Source organism: Tenacibaculum sp. 190524A05c, assembly GCF_964036595.1.
GTDB lineage: Bacteria > Bacteroidota > Bacteroidia > Flavobacteriales > Flavobacteriaceae > Polaribacter > Polaribacter platacis.
On record NZ_OZ038523.1, the window covers coordinates 1,271,877 to 1,294,191 of the forward strand.

Genomic DNA, 22,315 nt, shown 5'->3' on the forward strand with positions numbered 1-22,315 from the left:
GGGATTTGAATATTATATTTTGACTCTCATTTAATATATGAAAAGAATTTCACAAAATCAAGCAGATAAATACTATCTATTTAATTATCAATTACTTAATCTCAACTATATTCTTTCTATTATAATATGAACCATTTAAATTATTGTTATATAATTTAATAGCTTCTGATCTATCATTAGTTTTTAAAATGTACACGTGTCTCATTCCTGTCTCTGGATTAATAAAGAAACCAGCATCGATGCCATCATTTTCTAATTCATCTAAGAACTTATCTGCATATGCTTTTTTACCAAACACATTTACTACAAGATAAATACCTGAAGGTATTTCACCTGTTGGGTTTTTCATAGTTCTTACTCTAGCTGGTGGCTGACTTTTTGGTTCTTTGTAAGTTTCTCCCTTAGCACCTAATGTAATCTTCATTACATACACCCTATCAGAACCATTTTTCTTCTTGATACCTAAGTCATTCCCAGCATCCTCTGCTTCTCTTGCTCCTTTTATAGCCCCATTGATCTCATCTTTTTGTCTTTCTGCATCTTCCTCCTTCGCATGTCTATCTATATAGACAACATAAACATTGTACTTAGGATCTTTAACGTATCTCGCCTTATTCTTATTATTTGGACTTTTATTGTATGTTCTCACTTCTGCTTTGGCCCTTGCAAGCGATTTATATTGTTCAATAGCAGTGTAATACATAGTTCCAGCTCCTCCTCCAGAACGAGTAATCGTTTTCTCTCTCCATGGTGTAGCTTTACTTCTAGGTATAGACTGATCTCTATCTGCTCTAGGCGTATTGACAGGAACTTCTCTAATAATTTCTTTTGTAGTCGGCTGATTCTTAACCAATCTTAATAACTCATCAACCTTTTTATGAAGACTATTGATAGAATCTTGAGCTGTTTTCAATTCATCAGATAAGTCATTATGCTCAGGGTCTTCATATTCGTTTCTTCTTGTATCTAAAATCTCTGGTTCATCTTCTGGTAAAATGATATCTACTTTTGGTGTTCTCTTAGCAACACCTCTACCTCTATTTCTACCAAATCGGTATAAAATTCCAACTTCATTTGTCCCTCCTAGGTTATCCTGTTTCTCGTAAGAAAATCCAATACCTAGGTTTTTTGTTAAGTTAATTCCAAAACCAGCATTTAATCCGAAAATCTTATCATAACCGAATTTAACCCATCCAGCCTTCGGTAATTCTAATAATAAATTACCTGCATAAGAAAAATCATCTTTTAATTTTCTTCCAACTCCTAATCCTCTAAGGGACATATTTTGAAGTAATCCGCTTGTATTTTGAAATCTATACGTATAGGCAACGTGACCAGAAATTGTTTTATCTCCAAATTCTGTAACAAACTCACTAGATTTCAAATTGAAATCGCCTAAATTCTCAAAGAATAAACCTACATCTAGATCTCCAAAGGACATTGTAGCTGCTGGCTGAAAGACAACTACAGGCTTATCTTGATAATTATTTATTAATGGATCATCACCATTTGATAATATTCTAGGATTGTCAAGACTTCTTCTACTGTAAAAGAAATTAAAACCGAAAGTTAATTTTTTATTCCCTCCAAGTTTTAATTGATAAGCGTAATTCGCTACAGCACCAAAATCTTTAAAAACACCAATTTCTTGTTGAAAAACGGCAATACCTGCACCCACATTTGAACGCATTCTACCCGAATAGCTTAAAATATGTAGTCTTGAAGCGTCTTCAAATTGAACATTTGAACTTCTTGATATAGCCTCTATCGTTGCGGTTTCCCTATGTAGAATAGAAAAAGTAGGTACCGTCATGAAGTTATTAAATTGCATAAAACTTCTTGAAGAAAACCCATTATACTCATCTTCACTTATACTTACCTGAGAAAGGCATGTAAAGTGAAGTAACGCAAATAATACAAATAAAGTAATGTTTTTTACCATATAAATTATTGTAATACTGAAATAGTTCCCGCTTTAATTAAGCTATTATCTCTAATAACTTTAAAGTAGAATAACATCCCATCTTTTAAATTATTGTCCACCGGCCAATTATTTTGGTAATCGTTGGTGTTTAATACTTCTTGTCCCCTTGAATCAAAAATAATTACCTGAACATTGGTTTGAAAAGCAAACCTATTCGGTAATTCCCAAGTATCATTTACACCATCTCCATTAAAAGGCGTAATAATATTTGGTATTATAAGTTTTCCATCATCCTCAACAACATTCACTTCTCTTTGAGCCGTACAACCTCCTACTGTACCTATAACAGTATAAGTCCCTAAATTACTAACATCTAAAGTCTCGTTTGTTGATAATAGGTTCCCTGCTTCATCATACCATTCGTAAGAATCTGCTCCACTTGCCTCTAATGTTACTGTCCCTCCAACAGGTAACACAGCATTAGTAGAAGGACTAACTTCTAAAACTGTATCGTCAAATTCTACGATTTCAACTTCCGTTATGTTTATTTGACAACCAAATCCGTCTAAAGTCACACTATATGTTCCAATAGCACTAACTTCTACATTTAACGGATCTGCAACTGTCATAGCAGCTCCATCTTGAAACCATGTATACGTATAGCCTGGAAAATCTGGAAAACTTAAAAAAATTGATTCGCCCGGACATAATGCATTAGATGGCGATGATGAAGTAATTTCTACATCTCCTACACCTAATAATACGTCCAATATATTTGAATCATCTGTTAATGGTCCGACCGTGACATTCAAGTAATATTCTCCATTCTCTGTATAAGAATTCACATTAAACGTTTGAGCCTCCGCTCCAGTAATTGCAACAGTATCTTTAAACCATTGTAATCTCATAATAATAGCTCCTCCTGCATCTGGAGCTAATAATTTATCAATTTTTTCTTGTGAAAGATCATAATCATTTCCATCGGTTGCAGTAACACTGATACCAACCATAGCAAGTTCGGTATTCTCGGACATACATTCCTCATAATCAGTTCCTGGCCTAATAGCTACATCCATAGCCGAAACTCCTAAAAACAGTCTTGTCTCAGAAGTTCCCGAAACAGGGCAATCTCCCGATGTTTCTGTAACCACTGCATAATACTCTCCTGGCCCAGGAACAATTAAGGTGTCCCCAGAAACACCCGCTATTTCACCACCCATCGTTTCAAACCATGTAATATCAACAGTACCTGTTGCATTATGAGTCACCACCAATTCAATAGTTTCTCCTGGAAATACTATATCAACTGGAACTCCAGAAATATCAACATCAATTGTGGCATCTGATTTTTGCTGTAAAGTCACATCCTGTGAACGACTAGAACATCCTGAAACCTCTATTTCTACACGATACACACCAAACTGATCAGTTGTAGGTGTTGTATAAGTTGGTGAATATGGAGGAAGTGTTGTAATTTCTACATCATCTTTAAACCACCTATATGTAAATGTATTATCATCAATACTTGCTTCTAAAGTATAAGACTCATCAGCACACAAATCTACAGTATCATCTCCTAGAATAGATAAACTCGAAGAATTTATAATCCGAGCATTTACCTTGGTAGATTCAGGCCCCAAGCAGGAACCGTAATTTATTTCAGCATAATATTCACCGGGTTGATTAATAGTCAATGAAATACCTGTTTCACCAATTATTTGAGCACCATTTCTATACCATTTATATGTAAATGCTGGATCAATTTCGTTTAAAGTCACGGTTACGGGAGAACCGTTACACAATACTACATCCGTATCAAAATTATTTAGTACTAATTGTTCGGAAGTAATATCATATGCTCCAAAAGCATCCGAATCAGGACTAGTAACTTCAGGGTCATCTGCAACAACTCGTATTCTAAAATTATCTCCGTATGCACCATCAGGAACAGAAAAAGAACCATCAATAGGTGATAGAGGCATGAAATTAGTATCACGATCTAGTATACTAAAAATCTCAGTCGCAGAAGAAAAGTCACCGTTCCCATCGGATAATAACACTCGAAATCTATTCCCTTCGGCAAAAAGTCCATCCCGAAACATAAAACTGAAGGTAAAATTATTAAACCCATCAGTAGCACAAGCTGAAGTAAAATTCAATGTAGGTTTATCTATAGTTTGCCCATAGACATTAAGGCTTAGTAATAGAATTACCAGCCCGAGAATTGATTTAGGATTTGTTTTCAAGTACTTACACATAATAGACGGGGACTATTAAAAATTAGATATACTGTATACCTAACATACAAATATATTTATTTTTTGGTAAAACCCTAATTTATTTTAGCCTTATTCCGTTTTAAAACACTATAGTTATAATTAATACGTTAATTTAGCTGAGTTATTATATGTAATTAAAATAATGTTGAAAAAAATTACCTCGATTTTATTCTTTTTCGTTGTAACAAATTCAGTTTCACAAGTGGCGGGAAGAAATGTTTTTTCTTTCCTAAATACGGCAACTGATGCGAGACAAATTGCTTTAGGAGGAAAAGTACTTACTTTGGTTGATGATGTGGATCAACCGAAATGGAATCCAGCTACAATAAATTTAGATTTAGATAGAAGATTATCTGTGAACTATACAAGTTACTTAGCTGATATTTCTATTGGTTCAATATCTTATGCGCATCGTTTTAGTAGATATTCTAGAACTATTCATTCTAATATTACCTATATAAATTATGGAACCTTAATTCAAGCTGATGAAGAAGGTAATGAAACTGGAACTTTTGGAGCTAGTGATGTTGCTTTATCTGCAGGTTATTCGTACCAAATACCTAATACAAGTATACATATTGGAGCAAATGCTAGGTTAATATATTCTTCAATAGCTAATTTCTCTTCAAGTGCATTCACTGTTGATTTAGGAGCTGTTTATTACAACATTGAAAAACCATATATTTTCTCTTTAGTCTTGAGAAATATTGGAATGCAATTAAGCACATTCAATGGAACTGCAGAAAAAATTCCTTTTGAAATAGCAATTGGAGCTTCATATTTATTAGAAAATGTTCCATTACGTTGGTATGCCACTGTTGACAATCTGCAACAATGGAACATAAGTGCCGCGAATCCTTCTAATGCCACTTCTGATTTAGATGGAAATGTGACGGAAGAAGAAATTTCATTCCTTGATAATGCTTTTAGACATGTTATTATAGGTGCTGAATTATTTCCAAAAAGAGCGATTAACTTGCGAGTTGGATATAATTTCAGGAGAGGAAAAGAACTTCAAGTACAAAATGTTAGGACTTTTGGAGGAATTTCTTTTGGATTTGGTTTACGAATGAATAAAGTAAAATTAAATTACGCTTACTCTAGATATCATTCGGCTTCTAATGTAAGCACATTTGGAATATCTATTAATTTCGATAAAGATTATAAACGAAATATTTCTACTAATTATTAACTTAATTATCTTTGCTTTCAAACTAGTATATGAGCAATAAAAAGATAATAATAGCCATTGATGGTTTCTCATCAACAGGTAAAAGTACCATTGCCAAACAATTGGCTAAACATTTAAATTATATTTATGTAGATACTGGAGCAATGTATAGAGCAGTAACTCTATTTGCTATGAAGAACAACTACATTAATAACCAAAGTTTTGACCAGGAAAAACTGATCTTAAATTTAAATTCGGTACAGCTAAATTTTAAATTCAATGCCAATTTAGGATTTGCGGAAATGTTTTTAAACGGTGAGAATGTTGAAAAAGAAATTCGAACTATTGAAGTTTCAAAATTGGTTAGTAAAGTTTCAGCTATTTCAGAAGTACGTAAAAAACTAGTTTCTGAACAACAAGAAATGGGTAAAGAAAAGGGAATTGTAATGGATGGTCGTGACATCGGAACAGTTGTTTTCCCTGATGCTGAACTAAAATTATTTATGACTGCATCTGCTGATAAAAGAGCAAAAAGAAGATACAAAGAATTAATTGATCGTGGTGATAAAGTAAATTACGAAGAGATTTTACATAATGTTCAAGAGAGAGATCATATCGATTCTACAAGAACTGATTCTCCATTAACCAAAGCGAATGATGCTGTGGAATTTGATAATTCAGACATGGGATTAGAAGAGCAATTCGAAAGAATAATACGTTTGGTAAATGATCATATCTAAAGAAAATTTTCAAAAGAACATTAAAATTGCATCTCTTGTTCTTTTTGTAATTACAGCATTTTTTAGTGTAGGTCACTTACAATCTGATGAACATTTCCAAATACTGGAATTTGCTCAATATAAATTAGGGAAAATTTCAGCAGCCGATTTACCTTGGGAATTTGGAGAAAAAATGCGTCCATCATTACAGCCTTGGATAGCATATTCAGCAATCAAATTCTTTCATTTATTAGGAATTGAAAATCCTTTTGTAATTACATTTATTTTCAGATTATTAAGTGGACTTTTACTTTGGACAGTAATTACAAGATTAAATGATCTCATTATTCCTAAATATTTTAAGGACAAAAAATGGTCTAACCTATTTTACGCGGCAACGTTGCTATTATGGTATATTCCTTTTACTTCAGTACGATTTTCATCAGAAAATATTTCCGCTCTATTCCTTTTACTAGGATTCTTAACTTTATATAGAAAAAAAACAAACCTAAACTTTGCTCTTATTGGTATTTTTTGGGGACTTTCATTTTTGTTCAGATACCAAACAGGAATAGCTGTATTTGGAGCTTATGTTTTTCTGTTATTTATAGAAAGAACTCCAATAAGCAAACTTATAATTAGTATCGTTCCTCTATTTTTAATTTTACTATTCGGAACCTATTTAGATACATTATTTTACGATGAATTTACAATTGCTCCGTATAACTATTTAAAAGCTAACATCTTTGATGATAAGGCTTCTAATTTTGGAACATCTCCTTTCTTTGCCTACCTATATTTATTCTTAGGTAAAGCTATACCTCCAATTAGTTTATTATTATTTCTTGGTTTTATTTCTGGAACAGTAAAACTAAAAAAGCACATATTCGTTTGGGCTATTATTCCTTTTATTTTAATTCACTCTTTAGTAGCTCACAAGGAAGTTCGCTTTTTATTCCCGGTAAACTACCTATTCATTTTTATAAGTATTGTAGGGTTAATGAAGTATTTCGAAACTAGAGAAATAAAGAACTGGCAGAAAAAACTATTCAAGTTTAGTATTTATGTAAACGTCATATTATTACTTATTATGACAATTAAACCTATGAATGGAACAGTGAAATTATTTTCTTTTGCTTATCACAACTTAAATTCTGAAAACACTTATTTAATTAGCACTAAACGACCTTTATATACCATGCTGGTCAACTTACAAACTTCATTTTACACTTCAGAAAACATTAGAAATGAAGTCGTAAAACCTGAAGAAGTAGAAAATCATTTAATTCATAATAATATTAATGAATGTTACTTATTACATGAAAAATTTGATTTTCAAGAAAAGCTGGAAAACTACAACTTAGAAAAAGTATATTCCGAATATCCTGAATGGATTAAAAATATTGAAGCTATAGATTGGCAGAAAAAACTAAGAACCAAAACAATTTATAAGATCACAAAAAAAGTGGAATAACACGTGTTATTCCACTTTTATGAGATTTTAATATTCTGTATAATCTCCTAATCGTTTTCAAATACGCGATTCTCAGCGATTAGGCATTTTATTCGGTTTTGCCCATTTTCTTATTCTACATCTGTTGAATTTATAGAGTATCTTCTCCATTTCTCCAAACACTGTTCTATGTCGTCTGGTATCTCAGAATTAAACTCCATATACTCTCCTGATGTTGGATGCACAAATCCAAGAGTTTTGGCATGAAGTGCTTGTCTCGGTAAAACTTTAAAACAATTATCTACAAATTGCTTGTATTTTGTAAAAGTTGTTCCTTTTAAAATTTGATCACCTCCATAACGCTCATCATTAAATAAAGTATGACCTATATATTTAAAGTGTGCTCTAATTTGATGAGTTCTTCCTGTTTCTAATTTACATTGAACTAAAGTTACATATGTAAAACGTTCTACAACTTTATAATGTGTAACGGCAGGTTTACCAAATTCACCATCAGGAAAAACAGACATTTGTAATCTATTTTTTAAACTTCTACCAATGTGTCCTTCAATAGTTCCTGAATCTTCTTCAACATTCCCCCAAACTAAAGCATAATATAAACGTTCCGTTGTTTTATCGAAAAATTGTTTAGATAAATGTGCCATGGCGTATTCAGTTTTTGCTACAACCAATAAACCACTAGTGTCTTTATCAATTCTATGGACTAGACCTGGGCGTTCATTACTATTTTTCGGTAGATTTTCAATATGATGAATTAAACCATTTACAAGGGTTCCTGTGTAATTTCCATGACCAGGATGCACTACCATTCCAGGCTCTTTATTTACGACAATTACATCATCATCCTCATAAACTATGTTTATTGGAATATCTTCTGCAACTAATAAATTCTCATGTGGTGGATGAGCTAAAACAACTCTTACTACATCTTTAGGTTTTACCTTGTAATTAGACTTTACTGAAACGTCATTTACTAAAATATTTCCAGCTTTTGCAGCTTGTTGAATTTTGTTACGTGTTGCGTTTTCAATAAAATTCATTAAAAACTTATCTACTCGTAATGGTTCTTGTCCATCCGTAGCTGTAAATCTATAATGTTCGTATAACTCGGAATTCTCTTCTTGTATATCGTGATTCTCCTCCTGCATCTATCTTTATGGTTTTCATCTTAATTTCCTCTTCCGTCTCCTAAAATCAATTCAATTACTGATTTCTTAGGTAACTTATCTCCTAATCCTACTTGTTTACCTTTAAACTTTAATCCTCTCACAACATCTTTTCCAAGATCCGGAACATAAGTAAACTTCTCTCCTACTAAAAACCCAATAGAAACCAAATGCGTTATTGCTTGTCTCTTAGTTTTTCCATTTAAATCTGGAATAGCGACATCTTTATATCTTGTAGGATTTAATGTTAAGTATATTTTTCTTTTCTCTTTTACAAAATCACCGGCTTCCGGATTCTGTTCAATTACAGATTTCCCAGGATAATCAGGATTATAGCTCGCGCTATCAATAACTTCATAAGCTAAATTCAATTCTTCTAGTTTTCTATCAACCTCTAATAAGCCCATTTTATTTAAATCTGGAACCTGAATTTTTTGATCATGGTTTGTTGTAAATCCTAACCACCATTGCAATAAAAAAACAAATAATAAAAGTGAAACTATTGCCAATCCAATTTGAATTAAAAACGTTTTACTTTTCAAAAATTGAATAATCTTCATAATCTATTTTTTGTAAGTTGAGACAAATGTACATTAAAAATAATACTAAATTGAAAACATCAATTTTTAAAATACTTTTTTTGGTAAGTTTGTAATACCTAATAAATCATAATGAAGAAAAATATAGCCATTATTATGGGAGGCTATTCATCTGAAGTAGCTATTTCTATTAAAAGTGGGAATGTTGTTCACAAACATTTAAACAAAGAAAAATACAACTCATACAGAATTCATGTTTTAAAAGAAGGCTGGTTTTATGTTGATGAAAACGAAACCAAATTTCCTGTAAATAAGCATGACTTTTCTGTTGAAATTGAAAATTCAAAAATTACTTTTGACTGTGTTTTTAATGCTATTCATGGTGCTCCTGGAGAAAATGGAGTTATTCTGGCTTATTTTGATTTATTAGGAATCAAACATACCTCTGCGCCTTTTTATCAAATGGCATTAACATTTAACAAAAGAGACACTTTAAGTATTCTTAAAAAATATAATATTCCAGCTGCCAAATCTGTTTATTTAAACAAAGGCAATACAATTGATACTTCTGATATTGTTGAAAAAGTTGGTTTACCTTGTTTCGTTAAGCCTAATAATGCAGGATCTAGTTTTGGGATTTCAAAAGTACATGAAGAAGAAAAACTTTCGGAAGCTATTGAAGTAGCTTACAAAGAGGACAGCGAGATTTTAATCGAGAGTTTTTTAGAAGGAACCGAAGTATCTGTAGGAGTAATCGAATATAATAATGAAATTACGGTACTACCAATCACAGAAATTGTTTCTGAAAACGACTTCTTTGATTACGAAGCAAAATATGAAGGGAAGTCTCAAGAGATAACACCTGCAAGGATTTCATCAGAAGAAGAAGATAAAGTTAGAACTATCGCTAAGAAAGTTTACACTGTTTTAAATATGAGTGGTTTTTCAAGATCTGAATATATCCTAGTAAATGGTGAACCACACTTCCTAGAAATGAATACTGTTCCAGGACTTACAGAAGAAAGTATTTTACCACAACAAGCTAATGAAGCTGGAATTTCATTAGCTGAATTATTTGATAACGCAATACAAACTCAATTAAACTAAACACATATGAGACGTGCCATTTTTCCAGGATCTTTTGACCCAATTACTTTAGGTCATTTTGATATTATTGAAAGAGGAGTTACTCTTTTTGATGAATTAATTATTGCTATTGGTATTAACGCCGATAAAAAATACATGTTTACTCTTGAGGAACGTAAGCGTTTTATAGAAGAAGCTTTTAAAGATCAACCAAAAATCAAAGTAGTTACTTATGAAGGATTAACGGTTAATTTTTGCAAGGAAATTGAAGCTGATTTTATTCTACGAGGTTTGCGTAATCCTGCTGATTTCGAATTCGAAAAAGCTATCGCTCATACCAACAGAAAATTATCAGAAATTGAGACTGTGTTCTTATTAACATCATCAGGTAAAAGTTATATTTCTTCTTCTATTGTTAGAGATGTTATTAGAAACAATGGTGATTATACTGGTTTAGTTCCTGATTCTGTAAGAGTGTCCTAATTTATTATAACTATGAAAAAGCAAATTTTATTTATTCTTGTCCTATTTACCGCAACAGTTTTATTTGGGCAAGAAACGAAAAACTATACAGTCGGAGATACTATTTTTTTTAAAAATCGAATTCCTGTAACAAATAAAAATTACGATTCATATTCCATTTTCATAAAGACTGTTGAAGTAAATAACAAAACGCTTTATAAAATGATGGAATATGAACTTAACAAAGACAAAAAACACTTTTATAAAAGTTCAATTTACCATGCAATTCATCCTAATCTTAAAGGATCTGAATATTTAGAAATATACTTCCATGAAAACGGTATTAAATCTGCAGAAGGTTATGTTTCTAATGGAAGTAAATATGGAAAATGGAAATTTTGGTATGACAATGGAAATCAAAAATCCGTAAAACTTTACCATAAACACGAGTCATTATCAAAGAACAGAAAAGAATCAGAAATGATTTCTTATTGGGATAGAAACGGAAATAAAACAATTATTGATGGAAACGGAACGTATATATTTAAAAATGATTCCATTCTAAAAAAAGGGTTTTACAGAAAGAATAAAAAACATGGCAAGTTCGTGAGTTTATTAAATGGAAAGAAAAAATATGAGGAATATTACAAAAAAGGGAAATTAATAAAAGGAACTAGTTGGGATGATAAAGGGAAAGAATACTCTTATAAAAGCACTTTTGTAAACCCTTATTATCCAAGAGGTAACAAAGGAATTAGAAAACATGTTATCAAGAACTTTAAAGTGCCAGATTATGCTTTCGCTAACAAAATATCTGGAAGAATAGTTGTTGGCTTTAAAATTGAAAAGAGTGGCGAAATTTCTAATATTAAAATTCTAAAAAAATTATGTGATCCTTGTGATCAAGAAGCTATTAGAGTTATTAAACTTCTAAAGAAATGGAAACCAGGTAAAATCAGAGGACAAAATGTCCGAGTAGGCTATTCTTTACCAATCACATACAATATTGAATAAATGAAAAAATTAATAATTCTTGCTCTTTTAATAGGCTATGCTTGTCAAACAAAACAAGAAGTGGATTTCACTACCGCTTTCGAAAAATCTGAAGGAACAGAAACACCAGTTTACAATGATGTAATCTCCTATTATAAAGACTTAGCCTCAAGTTATTCAGAAATATCATTACTTGAATTTGGAGAAACAGATAGTGGAAATCCATTACACTTAGTCGTTTTTAATGCAAATGGAAAAATCAATAAAAACGAAATTAAAGACTCTAAAAAGAATAAAATTTTAATCAATAATGGAATTCATCCTGGCGAATCAGATGGTATTGACGCATCAATGATGATGCTTAGAGATATTGTTCAAAACGATTCATTAAAAAAAGCTTATCAAAACTCTTTAATTTGTGTAATTCCAATTTATAATATTGGAGGAGCTTTGAATAGAAATTCTCACACTAGAGCAAATCAAAATGGTCCTAAAGAGTACGGATTTAGAGGAAATGCAAGAAACTTTGATTTAAATAGAGATTTTATAAAGCAAGACACTAAAAATGCAAAATCTTTTGCTGAGATATTCCATGCTGTAAATCCAGATATATTTATTGATAACCATGTGAGTAATGGAGCAGACTACCAATATGCAATTACACATTTATTTACACAACACAATAAGTTAGGTGGTGAACTTGGACAGTTTCTTGAAACGAAAATTAGACCATATTTAGAGACTTCATTGGAACAAAAAAATATACCAATTACTCCTTATGTAAATGTTTGGGGAAGTACTCCAGATAAAGGTTGGTCTCAGTTTATGGATTCTCCACGTTATTCTACAGGTTATACTACTCTTTTTAACACTTTTGGGATGATGGTTGAAACTCATATGTTAAAACCTTATAAAATTAGAGTAGAACAAACTTATGAGTTAATGCTATCTATGCTGGACTTTACAGAACAAAACTCTAAAAAAGTTAAAGAATTACGTAATAATGCGGTTCGCAACATAATTGATAGTAAAATATATCCTATTAAGTTTTCTGTAGATAGAGAAAATCCTTCTCAATTTAAATTTAAAGGATATGAAGGTTCTTATATTGATAGTAAAGTTACTACTGGAAAAAGATTGTTTTATGACAAGTCAAAGCCTTTCGAAAAGGAAATAAACTATTATAACAACTTCAAAACAACTAAAGAAGTTGTAATTCCTAAAGCATATATAATTCCACAAGGTTGGAGTGAAGTAATTGATAGATTAAAAGATAACCAAATTGAATTCACTCGATTTAAACAGGATACAATCTTAAGTGTTGAAGTTAATCATATTAAAAACTTTAAAACGCTTAGTTCTCCTTATGAAGGCCATTATTTACATTACAATACTGAAGTAAAGTCGTCAATTCAAGAAATTCAATTTTCAAAAGGAGATTATTTAATTTCAACAAACCAAAATGGAGTTCGATATTTATTAGAAACTTTAGAAGCAGAAGCTGTAGATAGTTTCTTTAATTGGAACTTTTTTGATACTATTTTACAACGAAAAGAAGGATTCTCTCCTTATGTTTTTGAAGATAAAGCAGAAGAATTTTTAAATTCAAATCCTTTATTAAAAGCGGAGTTCGACACAAAAATAAAAACGGATACCACATTCGCTAAAAACCCTAGAGCCCAATTAAACTGGGTGTATATGCAAACACCTCATTACGAACCGGCTCATATGAGGTTACCTATTTTTAAAATTCAGAATTAATGCGTCATTCTGTAATCTTACTTTCTTTTACATTTCTTTGCTTGCTTGGTTGTAAGCAAGAACAAAAAGCAAAAGAGCAAAAACCTGCTGTAGAAATAATTAAAGAAATTAAGAAAGATTATTGGGAAAATGGTGAATTAGCCACAGAAGGAGTTTATATAAACGGAAAAGCCAACGGCCAAATGAAATGGTTTCATGACAATGGTTTTCTTGCTGGTGAAGGTCCTATGAAAAATGACAAAAGAAATGGGCTATGGAAAGTATATAATCGTGAAAATGGTAAATTAAGCGCAGAAGGAAGTTTTAAAGATGGCTTGAAGCATGGAAAGTGGAAAATATTTCATGAGGACGGAACTCTATGGAAAGAACAATTTTGGTACTTAAATAAGCTAATTACCGAACAGGAGTTCAGTCAAACTGAAACACAAAATCAATAGTATTGACACATGAAAAAGATAGTAGTCAAACGTTTTTTAGCACATCTTAATTTACTTCCTTTAGTAGAACAATTGAATTTTTATCTTCAAAAATTTAAAAACAAGGAAAGTAATTATGTCTTCAAAAAAAACAATCCTGACGTAAAGTTACCTCCAGACTTTTATATCTATGAAACTTTTCAACTCAACTATGAAAAGTTCTATACAAATGGAATTCCTACGGCTGAATGGTTGGTAAATCATGTTTCTGAATTTAAAAAGTTAGAAAATTCCAGGATTCTTGACTGGGGTTGTGGTACAGGAAGAATATTACGTCATTTACCAAAAATTGCCGGTAACACGAACGAATATTTTGGATGTGACTATAATCCTAAATATGTAAAATGGTGTTCCGAGAATTTACATAATATTGATTTCAAACTCAATCAGGTTACTCCTCCTCTATCCTATGAAAATGATGGATTTGATTTAATTTATGGAATTTCAATATTCACTCATCTCTCTTTAGAACAACATTATTCTTGGTTCGAAGAGCTTTATAGAATATTAAAACCGAATGGAATTTTGTTCTTAACAACTCATGGAAATGCACATCAGTTTAAGTTAACTGAAAAAGAATCTCAGCAATATAATAATGGTGAATTAATCGTTCATGATTTTAAAAAAGAAGGAAACCGATTATTCTCTTCTTATCAACCTGAAGCTTTTATGAAGGAAATAGCACAGCAATACAAATTAGAAATATTGAAACATATTCCTGGAGAAATAACTAATGGAAAACCACAACAAGATGTTTGGTTATTCAAAAAATAAAAAGCTCCTGAAAAATCAGGAGCTTTTTATTTAAAATTTATATTCATTCAAAGGTTTTGGAAATGCCTCTGGATTTGCCGCTAAATGATATCTAGGATCATCAACATCTTCGATAATTACATTATGAAATTTATCACTAGCCTTGTACATTAAAACTTTACAATCTTCGCTTAAATGCTTTAATTTAATTGTTTTACCTGCAGATTGATACTTCTCAACTAAAACAAACAATGCTTCTAAAGCTGAATGATCTGAAATTCTACTTTCTACGAAGTCAATAAGCACATTATCTGGATCATTTTTTACATCAAACTTTTCATTAAAAGAAGAAATGCTACCGAAGAATAATGGTCCCCAAATTTCATAAACTTTAGTCCCATCTTCTCTCATTCGTTTACGAGCTCTAATCATTTTAGCATTCTCCCAAGAGAAAACTAATGCACTTACAATTACACCTGCAATAACAGCAATTGCTAAATCGAAAATAACAGTTAATGACGAAACTAAAATTAACACGATTAAATCAGCAACTGGAATTTTATTTGCAATTCTAAAACTACTCCAAGCAAATGTTCCTATAACTACCATAAACATTACACCTACTAAAGCTGCGATTGGAACTTGCTCAATTAAAGAAGAAGCGAACAGAATAAACATCAATAAGAAAACTGCAGCTGTAATTCCCGAAAGTCTTCCACGACCTCCTCCTTTTATGTTAATAATCGATTGTCCGATCATTGCACAACCTCCCATTCCACCAAATAAACCAGTAATAATGTTAGCCCCACCTTGAGCTAAACATTCTCTGTTTGTATTTCCTCTAGTCTCAGTAATATCATCAATTAAGTTTAATGTCATTAAACTTTCAATTAATCCAATAGCCGCTAAGATTAAAGCGTAAGGAAAAATAAATGTGAATGTTTCAAAGTTTAATGGAATTTTAGTGAATGTTTCTAAAACTGGCACAGGAAAACCTCCTTTTAATCCTTCTCCTCCACCTTCTCTAATAAAAGATCCTACTGTAGCCATATCTAATCCACCAAAAATCACAATAGCAGAAACTACTAAAATTGCGATTAACGCTTCTGGTAATTTCTTTGTCGCTTTAATTTTAGGTAACCCCCACATGATCAACATTGTTAACCCAACAAATCCAATCATTAAAAACAATTCTGTTCCTTGTAACCAAACTTTCTCTCCAGCAACTTTCTTCGTAAACATTCCCAATTGAGATAAAAAGATAACAATTGCTAAACCATTTACGAATCCCATCATTACAGGATGTGGAATTAAACGAACAAATTTTCCAAGTTTAAAAACTCCAGCTAACATTTGTATAACTCCCATTAACATCACAGTTAAAAACAAATAGTACAAGCCAAGGTTTTCTCCAGCCGCTCCCATCGCATTTCCTTCCGCTACTAAATTCACCATTACAACAGCTAATGCTCCTGTTGCTCCAGAAATCATTCCTGGTCTTCCTCCAAAAATCGAAGTAATTAATCCAATCATAAAAGCTGCATATAATCCTACTAAAGGATCAACACCTGCAACAAAAGCAAATGCTACAGCTTCTGGAACTAATGCTAATGCAACTGTAATTCCAGATAAAACATCATTTCTAATATTCCCTACTCGTTTGGTAATAAACTCAGTCATAATTGTTTTCTTAATTTTAAAAGAGGGCAAATATAGATATTATTTCATCGTTAAAGGTTTCTTAAAGTTTAATTTTGCCCTGAGGCATTTTTGTACTACTTTTGAACCTTGGAACTATCAAGCAAATTGATAGCATAAAATGAGCAGAAAAACACTACTTACTTCTAAAGAAATTGAAATTATTCTGCATCGACTAGCATGTCAGCTAATCGAAAATCATAACGACTTTTCTAATACGGTTTTAATAGGTTTACAACCAAGAGGAACTTTTTTAGCAGAACGCTTAAAAAAGATTTTAGTTGAAGATTATAACATTCAAAATTTAAAACTAGGATTATTAGATATCACTTTTTATCGTGATGATTTTAGAAGAAATGATGAACCTTTAGAAGCTACCCCAACCAAAATTGATTTTCTAATTGAAAATAAGAAAGTGGTTATAATTGATGACGTTTTATACTCAGGAAGGAGCGTAAGATCGGCATTAACCGCTTTACAAGCATTCGGAAGACCAATAAGCATTGAATTACTAGTTTTAATTGACAGAAGATTTAGTAGACATTTACCTATTCAACCAAATTATAGAGGAAGACAAGTAGATGCTATAAATGAAGAAAAAGTTCTTGTCAACTGGAAAGACACACATTCAAAAGACGAAATATACTTAGTATCCAAAAACTCTAAGAAAGAATAATAATGAAGCAGTTAAGTGTAGAACATTTATTAGGAATTAAATATCTAAACAAAAATGATTTAGAGCTGATATTTGAGACCGCAGCTCATTTTAAAGAAGTAATTAATCGTCCGATTAAGAAAGTTCCTTCTCTTAGAGATATTACCATAGCGAACCTGTTTTTTGAAAATAGTACACGTACCAAATTATCTTTTGAATTAGCAGAAAAACGTTTATCTGCTGATGTGATCAACTTTTCTGCAGGACAATCTTCTGTTAAAAAAGGAGAAACACTTATTGACACGGTAAACAATATTTTATCAATGAAAGTTGATATTGTTGTTATGCGTCATGGAAATGTTGGTGCTGGAGTTTTCTTATCTAAGCATGTTGATGCAAAGATAGTCAATGCTGGTGATGGTACTCACGAACATCCAACACAAGCGCTGTTAGATAGTTTTTCTATGAGAGAAGCTTTAAATTCTAACTTAAAAGGAAAAAAGATTGTAATTGTTGGAGATATTTTACATTCGAGAGTAGCATTATCAAACATATTCGCTCTTCAATTACAAGGAGCACAAGTAAAAGTTTGCGGACCAACTACTTTAATTCCGAGATATATATCGAGTTTAGGCGCTGAAGTAGAAACAAACTTAAAGAAAGCTCTTGAATGGTGTGATGTTGCAAATGTATTACGTGTACAACATGAAAGAATGGATATTAAATATTTCCCTTCTACACGAGAATACACACAACTTTTCGGTATAAATAGAGAAATACTAGATAATCTTGGCAAAGATATTGTTATAATGCACCCAGGACCTATTAACAGAGGTGTTGAATTAACAAGTGACGTAGCAGATAGTAAACAGTCTATCATACTTAATCAAGTAGAAAACGGAGTTGCCGTAAGAATGGCTGTTATTTATTTGTTAGCACAACAAATAAAAAGATAGTTAATATGAAAACAGAACATAAAGAAGGATATACTTTAATTAATTCCGAAGAAGCATCTTTTTCAGAATTTTATACTTTTTTTTCTAATCAACATAAAGAATTAACAAAAAACAACGTAATTATCAACATTTCATCGAATCTTGTTGCAAATGAGGAAGAAATTTCGTTATTTTTGGAATGTGCTGATATGCATCAAGAAAGCGGCACAACTTTTGTAGTTGTATATCAGAATGTTGACGTGGATAAATTCCCTGAGACTTTTAACATAGTTCCTACTTTACAAGAAGCAGAAGACGTGTTAGAAATGGAAAATATCCAAAGAGATTTAGGTTTTTAACAAATAATATCCCCTTTAGTATGATAAAAAAACTACTTTTTATCTTTTCTGTATTATGTGCTTCAGTGCTTTTCTCTCAAGAGAAATCAGTGAATAAATTGGTGGCATCACCAAACCCATTCTATAACTCAACCACTATAACTTTTAACTCAACTACCCAACAAGAAGTTTTAATTAGCGTTAGAAATGTTCTAGGAAAGACGGTTTATACCAAAAAGCTGTCCGCTCATAAAGGTAAAAATGAGCTGCCTTTCAAACGAAACAATTTAAGTTCGGGAATGTACATCTACGCTATTCAAACTGGCAAAGAAGTAATTTCTAAACGTTTTGTAATTAGATGAGTTTAAAATTAACAGTATTAGGTTGCCATTCAGCAACACCAAGAGTAAATGCACATCCAACATCACAGTATCTAGAAATAAATAACAGACATTTCTTGATAGATTGCGGTGAAGGAACACAACGTCAAATGAGAAAGTATAAAGTTGGTTTTTCTAAAATCAATCATATATTCATATCTCATTTACATGGAGACCACTTTTTTGGTCTAATTGGTTTGTTATCTACATTCGGAATTCTAAATCGTGAAAAAGATTTACATGTTTTCGGACCAAAAGGTATCAAACAAGTTACTGAACTTCAACTAAAACTGTCTATGTCTCATGTGAAATATAAGATTGTTTTTCATGAGTTAACTTCCAACAAAAGCGAATTAATATTTGAAGATGATAAGGTATCAGTTCATACTATTCCTTTACATCACAGAGTATATACCAATGGTTATCTTTTTACAGAAAAACCAAGACAACGAAATCTACATTTAGACAATATCAAACAGTACGATGAAATTGAAATTTGCGATTATCATAATTTAAAAGCAGGTAAAGATTTCATGTTAAGTTCAGGAGAAATCATTGCTAATTCAGAATTAACGATTTCTCCAGAGAAACCAAAAAGTTATGCATTTTGTAGTGATACAATGTATAAACCAGATATTGTTCCAATCATAAAAGATGTTGATCTTTTATATCATGAAGCGACGTTTTTGAAAGAACTAGAACATCTTTGTGAAAGAACAAAACATTCTACAGCTGAACAAGCAGCAATTATTGCTAAAGATGCAAATGCTGGTAAATTAATTTTAGGCCACTACTCTAGCCGTTATTCGGATATTGAGTGCTTTAGAGAAGAAGCGCAAACAGTATTTGAAAACGTAGAATTAGCAAGGGTTGGAGAAGTATTTACTTGTAATACTTCAGTACCAGTTCACGTGTAAATTACACCTCATTTTTATTATAAGAAGTTTGTTAATGATTCGTTAAACAGTGTTAAACGAAGTAACAAAATAATACTTCTGTTAGTCTCTTATGCATTGAAGAACTACAAATAAACAACATAAGAGATGAGAAGAATTTTACTATTACTTGTATTAATTTTAAGTACAAGTGCTTTTGCAAAAAAGGAAAATGACAATTTACCCAGGCCCGGGAAAATTTCAGGAAAAGTTATAGACAAACTTACCAAAGAACCATTACCATACGTAAATATTATTATTAGAGATGCCGCTAAAAAGGTATTAACTGGAGGTATTACCGATGAACAAGGACTTTTTACAATACCTAAAGTTCCTGAAGGGAAAAACATTGTTGAAATCCAATTTATTGGTTACAAAACAATTTCTAGAGAAGTTACTATTGGAAAGAAAAACCGAAATGTGAAATTGGGAACATTTTCACTTGAAGAAGATTCTACAACATTAGATGAAGTTGAAGTAAGAGCCGAAACTTCTACTGTGGTACAAAAAGTAGACCGAAAAGTAATTAATGTTGGTAAAGACTTAACTTCTGCAGGTGCAACAGCTTCTGAGCTATTAAATAACGTTCAATCTGTAAGTGTAGACAGCCAAACTGGAAATATTAGTTTACGTGGAAACGAAAACGTACGTGTATTGGTTGATGGTAGACCTACAAACGTTCCTGCTGCTCAGTTATTAAGACAATTACCTTCATCTTCAATAAAAAGTGTGGAGTTAATTACCAATCCATCTGCAAAATATAATCCAGAAGGAATGAGTGGTATTATCAATATCATTTTAAACAAAAATGCTAACATGGGATTCAATGGTTCATTAAATACTGGTGTTGAAACAGGACACTATGTTCGTTACAATGCATCTACAAACATGAACTATAAAACAGGAAGTGTAAACTTCTTTGGAAACTATGGTTTTAATGGTGGAGATCGTTACAACTTTGGTTTTATCAATAGAGATGGAGTTAATTTTCAAGATTTTGTATTTAAAAATGATAACGAATCTCACTTATTTAAAATTGGTGCTGATGTTTATATCGATGATAAAAACACGTTTTCATTCTATACCACTCAAAACTGGTCGAACAATGATGCTAACGGTAGAGTTTTAGTAACGGATGCTACAAATACTTTAATTAGTAATGCTCCAAACGTACAAGATAACAGTAGCCATAATCAGACTTATAATGTAAACTATAAGCACGATTTTGACAAAAAAGGACACAATATCGAATTTGAATCAACATACTCTGTAAACGATTCTCCACAGGTATTAGTTAACAATGATTTATTAAACGCTACCGATGGTGAGTTAAATTATTTCAATGACATCAATAACGAACGAGATAATATTTTAATCAACTTAGATTATACAAACCCAATTTCTGAGAAAGGGAAACTTGAGTTAGGATTAGAATATCGTGCTGATGGAACTGATAACACAAACATCACTAACCAAACTAATTTTAATAATTCATCATTTAGTTATGATAGAAAAATCTTTTCTGGATACGCAAACTATGGTCATACTTTTGGTAAAGTAACCATGCAATTAGGAGCGAGATTAGAACAATTTAATATTGATGGAACTTTCAATGTAGAAACAGTTGGAACAGAAACAGTAACGGATGATATTTTCACAATTTATCCTTCAGCTTTCTTTACTTATAATCCATCTGAAAAGAATCAATTTCAATTAAGTTATAGTAAACGTGTAGACAGACCGAATATTCAACAAGTAAATCCAATTAGAGAATGGAGTACGCCTTTAATTACGTCTGTAGGTAACGAAAATTTATTACCTCAATTCACAAACTCAATTGAAGTAAACTATACAAGAAAAATCAAAGGAGGTTCTATTACATTAGGAACATTCTATAGAAATATTAACGATGTAATTTCTAGAGTAACTTTTAGAGATCCTGCAGATCCTTCTAACGTTCGTCAGATTTTAACATTCCAAAACTTTGATGACACTGATGCTTATGGTATTGAATTATCATCAAATTATAGAATCGCTAAATGGTGGAGAGCTAATGCAAGTATGGATTTTTATTCTCAAAAGCAATTTGGAGTAGCAGATTTAACTAATCCTTCTGCACCTAGATTAGAAGTACAGAATGAAGTTTTTAACGCAAGAATTAGTAACAGCTTTACGGTTTCTAAAAAGTTAAGATTACAATTATTTGCTATGTATCGTGGATCAGTAGAAGATATTCAATGGAAAGTAGATCCAATGAAAATGGTAAACTTAGGAGCAAACTACTCTGTTTTCGAAGGAAAAGGAAACATTACATTTAGAGTAAATGATATATTCAACACTATGCAATTTCAATTTGCATCAGATAATCCATTCACTCAAAACGGTAGATTTAAATGGGAAAGTAGAACTGCTTACTTAGGATTTAACTACAGATTTGGTGGTGGTAAAAACAAAGCGAAATCTAGAAGAAGAAGAGATAGTAACGAAAAACAAGGAGGTGGTGGCTTCTTTTAATTGAAGGGTAATAGATTAATTAGACACCAAAAGAAAAGCCGAAGTACAAACTTCGGC

General features: G+C 31.5%; 20 protein-coding genes. 15 read left to right on the forward strand and 5 right to left on the reverse strand.

Annotated features, from left to right (window positions below; all coding sequences use genetic code 11):
- Window positions 1–91: 91 nt before the first annotated feature.
- Complete coding sequence (locus tag ABNT61_RS05305; RefSeq protein WP_348745138.1) at window positions 92–1,942, reverse strand: PorP/SprF family type IX secretion system membrane protein; 1,851 nt, start codon at window positions 1,940–1,942, stop codon at window positions 92–94.
- Between the two features lie 5 nt (window positions 1,943–1,947).
- Complete coding sequence (locus tag ABNT61_RS05310) at window positions 1,948–4,026, reverse strand: gliding motility-associated C-terminal domain-containing protein (protein WP_348745139.1); 2,079 nt, start codon at window positions 4,024–4,026, stop codon at window positions 1,948–1,950.
- Between the two features lie 319 nt (window positions 4,027–4,345).
- Between ABNT61_RS05310 and porQ the strand changes: the two genes are divergently transcribed.
- Genes porQ through ABNT61_RS05325 form a run of 3 tightly spaced genes read left to right on the forward strand, consistent with a single transcriptional unit; the run spans window position 4,346 to window position 7,567 of the window.
- Window positions 4,346–5,395: a type IX secretion system protein PorQ gene (porQ, locus tag ABNT61_RS05315; protein ID WP_348745140.1), complete on the forward strand. Its 1,050-nt coding sequence runs from the start codon at window positions 4,346–4,348 to the stop codon at window positions 5,393–5,395.
- A 29-nt stretch (window positions 5,396–5,424) separates the two neighbouring features.
- Entirely contained in the window at window positions 5,425–6,114 is a 690-nt protein-coding gene (cmk, locus tag ABNT61_RS05320; RefSeq protein ID WP_348745141.1) for a (d)CMP kinase, read from the forward strand.
- Window positions 6,101–7,567, forward strand: a complete 1,467-nt coding sequence (locus ABNT61_RS05325; RefSeq protein WP_348745142.1) for a hypothetical protein — start codon at window positions 6,101–6,103, stop codon at window positions 7,565–7,567. The genes cmk and ABNT61_RS05325 overlap by 14 nt, the downstream gene beginning before the upstream one ends.
- 110 nt (window positions 7,568–7,677) lie before the next feature.
- On the opposite strand, the gene ABNT61_RS05330 is transcribed toward ABNT61_RS05325, so the two are convergent.
- Window positions 7,678–8,715 (reverse strand): RluA family pseudouridine synthase, encoded by a 1,038-nt coding sequence (locus tag ABNT61_RS05330; protein WP_348745143.1) that lies wholly within the window; start codon window positions 8,713–8,715, stop codon window positions 7,678–7,680.
- 20 nt (window positions 8,716–8,735) lie between these two features.
- Window positions 8,736–9,293, reverse strand: coding sequence for a PASTA domain-containing protein (locus tag ABNT61_RS05335; RefSeq protein ID WP_348742929.1), 558 nt, complete (start codon window positions 9,291–9,293; stop codon window positions 8,736–8,738).
- Between the two features lie 111 nt (window positions 9,294–9,404).
- Between ABNT61_RS05335 and ABNT61_RS05340 the strand changes: the two genes are divergently transcribed.
- Genes ABNT61_RS05340 through ABNT61_RS05365 form a run of 6 tightly spaced genes read left to right on the forward strand, consistent with a single transcriptional unit; the run spans window position 9,405 to window position 14,824 of the window.
- Window positions 9,405–10,379: a D-alanine--D-alanine ligase gene (locus ABNT61_RS05340; RefSeq protein ID WP_348745144.1), complete on the forward strand. Its 975-nt coding sequence runs from the start codon at window positions 9,405–9,407 to the stop codon at window positions 10,377–10,379.
- A gap of 6 nt (window positions 10,380–10,385) precedes the next feature.
- Window positions 10,386–10,841, forward strand: coding sequence for a pantetheine-phosphate adenylyltransferase (coaD, locus tag ABNT61_RS05345; RefSeq protein ID WP_348713339.1), 456 nt, complete (start codon window positions 10,386–10,388; stop codon window positions 10,839–10,841).
- Window positions 10,842–10,853: 12 nt separating this feature from the next.
- On the forward strand, window positions 10,854–11,834 hold the full coding sequence (locus ABNT61_RS05350; RefSeq protein ID WP_348745145.1) for a TonB family protein: 981 nt from the start codon (window positions 10,854–10,856) through the stop codon (window positions 11,832–11,834).
- On the forward strand, window positions 11,835–13,574 hold the full coding sequence (locus ABNT61_RS05355; protein ID WP_348745146.1) for a M14 family metallopeptidase: 1,740 nt from the start codon (window positions 11,835–11,837) through the stop codon (window positions 13,572–13,574).
- Window positions 13,574–14,011 carry a hypothetical protein gene (locus tag ABNT61_RS05360; RefSeq protein ID WP_348745147.1) on the forward strand — a complete coding sequence of 146 codons (438 nt, stop codon included), beginning with the start codon at window positions 13,574–13,576 and terminating at the stop codon, window positions 14,009–14,011. Before ABNT61_RS05355 ends, ABNT61_RS05360 begins: the two co-directional genes overlap by 1 nt.
- A gap of 9 nt (window positions 14,012–14,020) precedes the next feature.
- The gene (locus ABNT61_RS05365; RefSeq protein WP_348745148.1) at window positions 14,021–14,824 is read left to right on the forward strand and encodes a class I SAM-dependent methyltransferase; all 804 of its coding nucleotides are present in this window, start codon (window positions 14,021–14,023) and stop codon (window positions 14,822–14,824) included.
- 30 nt (window positions 14,825–14,854) lie between these two features.
- Here the strand turns inward: ABNT61_RS05365 and ABNT61_RS05370 are convergent, their stop codons facing one another.
- Complete coding sequence (locus ABNT61_RS05370) at window positions 14,855–16,483, reverse strand: SulP family inorganic anion transporter (protein ID WP_348713334.1); 1,629 nt, start codon at window positions 16,481–16,483, stop codon at window positions 14,855–14,857.
- A 139-nt stretch (window positions 16,484–16,622) separates the two neighbouring features.
- Here ABNT61_RS05370 and pyrR point away from each other — a divergent pair, with 139 nt between their 5' ends.
- From pyrR to ABNT61_RS05400, 6 genes are all read left to right on the forward strand, one after another.
- Window positions 16,623–17,177 (forward strand): bifunctional pyr operon transcriptional regulator/uracil phosphoribosyltransferase PyrR, encoded by a 555-nt coding sequence (pyrR, locus tag ABNT61_RS05375; protein WP_348713333.1) that lies wholly within the window; start codon window positions 16,623–16,625, stop codon window positions 17,175–17,177.
- Between the two features lie 2 nt (window positions 17,178–17,179).
- A complete protein-coding gene (locus ABNT61_RS05380; RefSeq protein WP_348745149.1) occupies window positions 17,180–18,112 on the forward strand; it encodes an aspartate carbamoyltransferase catalytic subunit in 933 nt (310 codons plus the stop codon).
- Window positions 18,113–18,117: 5 nt separating this feature from the next.
- A complete protein-coding gene (locus tag ABNT61_RS05385) occupies window positions 18,118–18,450 on the forward strand; it encodes a hypothetical protein (RefSeq protein ID WP_348713331.1) in 333 nt (110 codons plus the stop codon).
- Between the two features lie 20 nt (window positions 18,451–18,470).
- Window positions 18,471–18,791, forward strand: a complete 321-nt coding sequence (locus tag ABNT61_RS05390) for a T9SS type A sorting domain-containing protein (protein WP_348713330.1) — start codon at window positions 18,471–18,473, stop codon at window positions 18,789–18,791.
- A complete protein-coding gene (locus tag ABNT61_RS05395) occupies window positions 18,788–19,726 on the forward strand; it encodes a ribonuclease Z (protein ID WP_348724515.1) in 939 nt (312 codons plus the stop codon). Before ABNT61_RS05390 ends, ABNT61_RS05395 begins: the two co-directional genes overlap by 4 nt.
- A 126-nt stretch (window positions 19,727–19,852) precedes the next feature.
- On the forward strand, window positions 19,853–22,258 hold the full coding sequence (locus ABNT61_RS05400; RefSeq protein WP_348742920.1) for a TonB-dependent receptor domain-containing protein: 2,406 nt from the start codon (window positions 19,853–19,855) through the stop codon (window positions 22,256–22,258).
- The last annotated feature ends 57 nt before the right edge of the window (window positions 22,259–22,315 follow it).

What these genes read in the sequence shown, in the direction of transcription:
- ABNT61_RS05325 (WP_348745142.1), top strand. Translation starts at nt 6,101, where the DNA reads ATGATCATATCTAAAGAAAATTTTCAAAAGAACATTAAAATTGCATCT.
- ABNT61_RS05370 (WP_348713334.1), bottom strand. Translation starts at nt 16,483, where the DNA reads ATGACTGAGTTTATTACCAAACGAGTAGGGAATATTAGAAATGATGTT.
- ABNT61_RS05395 (WP_348724515.1), top strand. Translation starts at nt 18,788, where the DNA reads ATGAGTTTAAAATTAACAGTATTAGGTTGCCATTCAGCAACACCAAGA.
- ABNT61_RS05330 (WP_348745143.1), bottom strand. Translation starts at nt 8,715, where the DNA reads ATGCAGGAGGAGAATCACGATATACAAGAAGAGAATTCCGAGTTATAC.
- pyrR (WP_348713333.1), top strand. Translation starts at nt 16,623, where the DNA reads ATGAGCAGAAAAACACTACTTACTTCTAAAGAAATTGAAATTATTCTG.
- ABNT61_RS05350 (WP_348745145.1), top strand. Translation starts at nt 10,854, where the DNA reads ATGAAAAAGCAAATTTTATTTATTCTTGTCCTATTTACCGCAACAGTT.
- ABNT61_RS05310 (WP_348745139.1), bottom strand. Translation starts at nt 4,026, where the DNA reads ATGTTTCGGGATGGACTTTTTGCCGAAGGGAATAGATTTCGAGTGTTA.
- ABNT61_RS05390 (WP_348713330.1), top strand. Translation starts at nt 18,471, where the DNA reads ATGATAAAAAAACTACTTTTTATCTTTTCTGTATTATGTGCTTCAGTG.
- ABNT61_RS05355 (WP_348745146.1), top strand. Translation starts at nt 11,835, where the DNA reads ATGAAAAAATTAATAATTCTTGCTCTTTTAATAGGCTATGCTTGTCAA.
- ABNT61_RS05305 (WP_348745138.1), bottom strand. Translation starts at nt 1,942, where the DNA reads ATGGTAAAAAACATTACTTTATTTGTATTATTTGCGTTACTTCACTTT.
- coaD (WP_348713339.1), top strand. Translation starts at nt 10,386, where the DNA reads ATGAGACGTGCCATTTTTCCAGGATCTTTTGACCCAATTACTTTAGGT.
- porQ (WP_348745140.1), top strand. Translation starts at nt 4,346, where the DNA reads ATGTTGAAAAAAATTACCTCGATTTTATTCTTTTTCGTTGTAACAAAT.
- ABNT61_RS05340 (WP_348745144.1), top strand. Translation starts at nt 9,405, where the DNA reads ATGAAGAAAAATATAGCCATTATTATGGGAGGCTATTCATCTGAAGTA.
- ABNT61_RS05400 (WP_348742920.1), top strand. Translation starts at nt 19,853, where the DNA reads ATGAGAAGAATTTTACTATTACTTGTATTAATTTTAAGTACAAGTGCT.
- ABNT61_RS05380 (WP_348745149.1), top strand. Translation starts at nt 17,180, where the DNA reads ATGAAGCAGTTAAGTGTAGAACATTTATTAGGAATTAAATATCTAAAC.
- ABNT61_RS05335 (WP_348742929.1), bottom strand. Translation starts at nt 9,293, where the DNA reads ATGAAGATTATTCAATTTTTGAAAAGTAAAACGTTTTTAATTCAAATT.
- ABNT61_RS05365 (WP_348745148.1), top strand. Translation starts at nt 14,021, where the DNA reads ATGAAAAAGATAGTAGTCAAACGTTTTTTAGCACATCTTAATTTACTT.
- cmk (WP_348745141.1), top strand. Translation starts at nt 5,425, where the DNA reads ATGAGCAATAAAAAGATAATAATAGCCATTGATGGTTTCTCATCAACA.
- ABNT61_RS05360 (WP_348745147.1), top strand. Translation starts at nt 13,574, where the DNA reads ATGCGTCATTCTGTAATCTTACTTTCTTTTACATTTCTTTGCTTGCTT.
- ABNT61_RS05385 (WP_348713331.1), top strand. Translation starts at nt 18,118, where the DNA reads ATGAAAACAGAACATAAAGAAGGATATACTTTAATTAATTCCGAAGAA.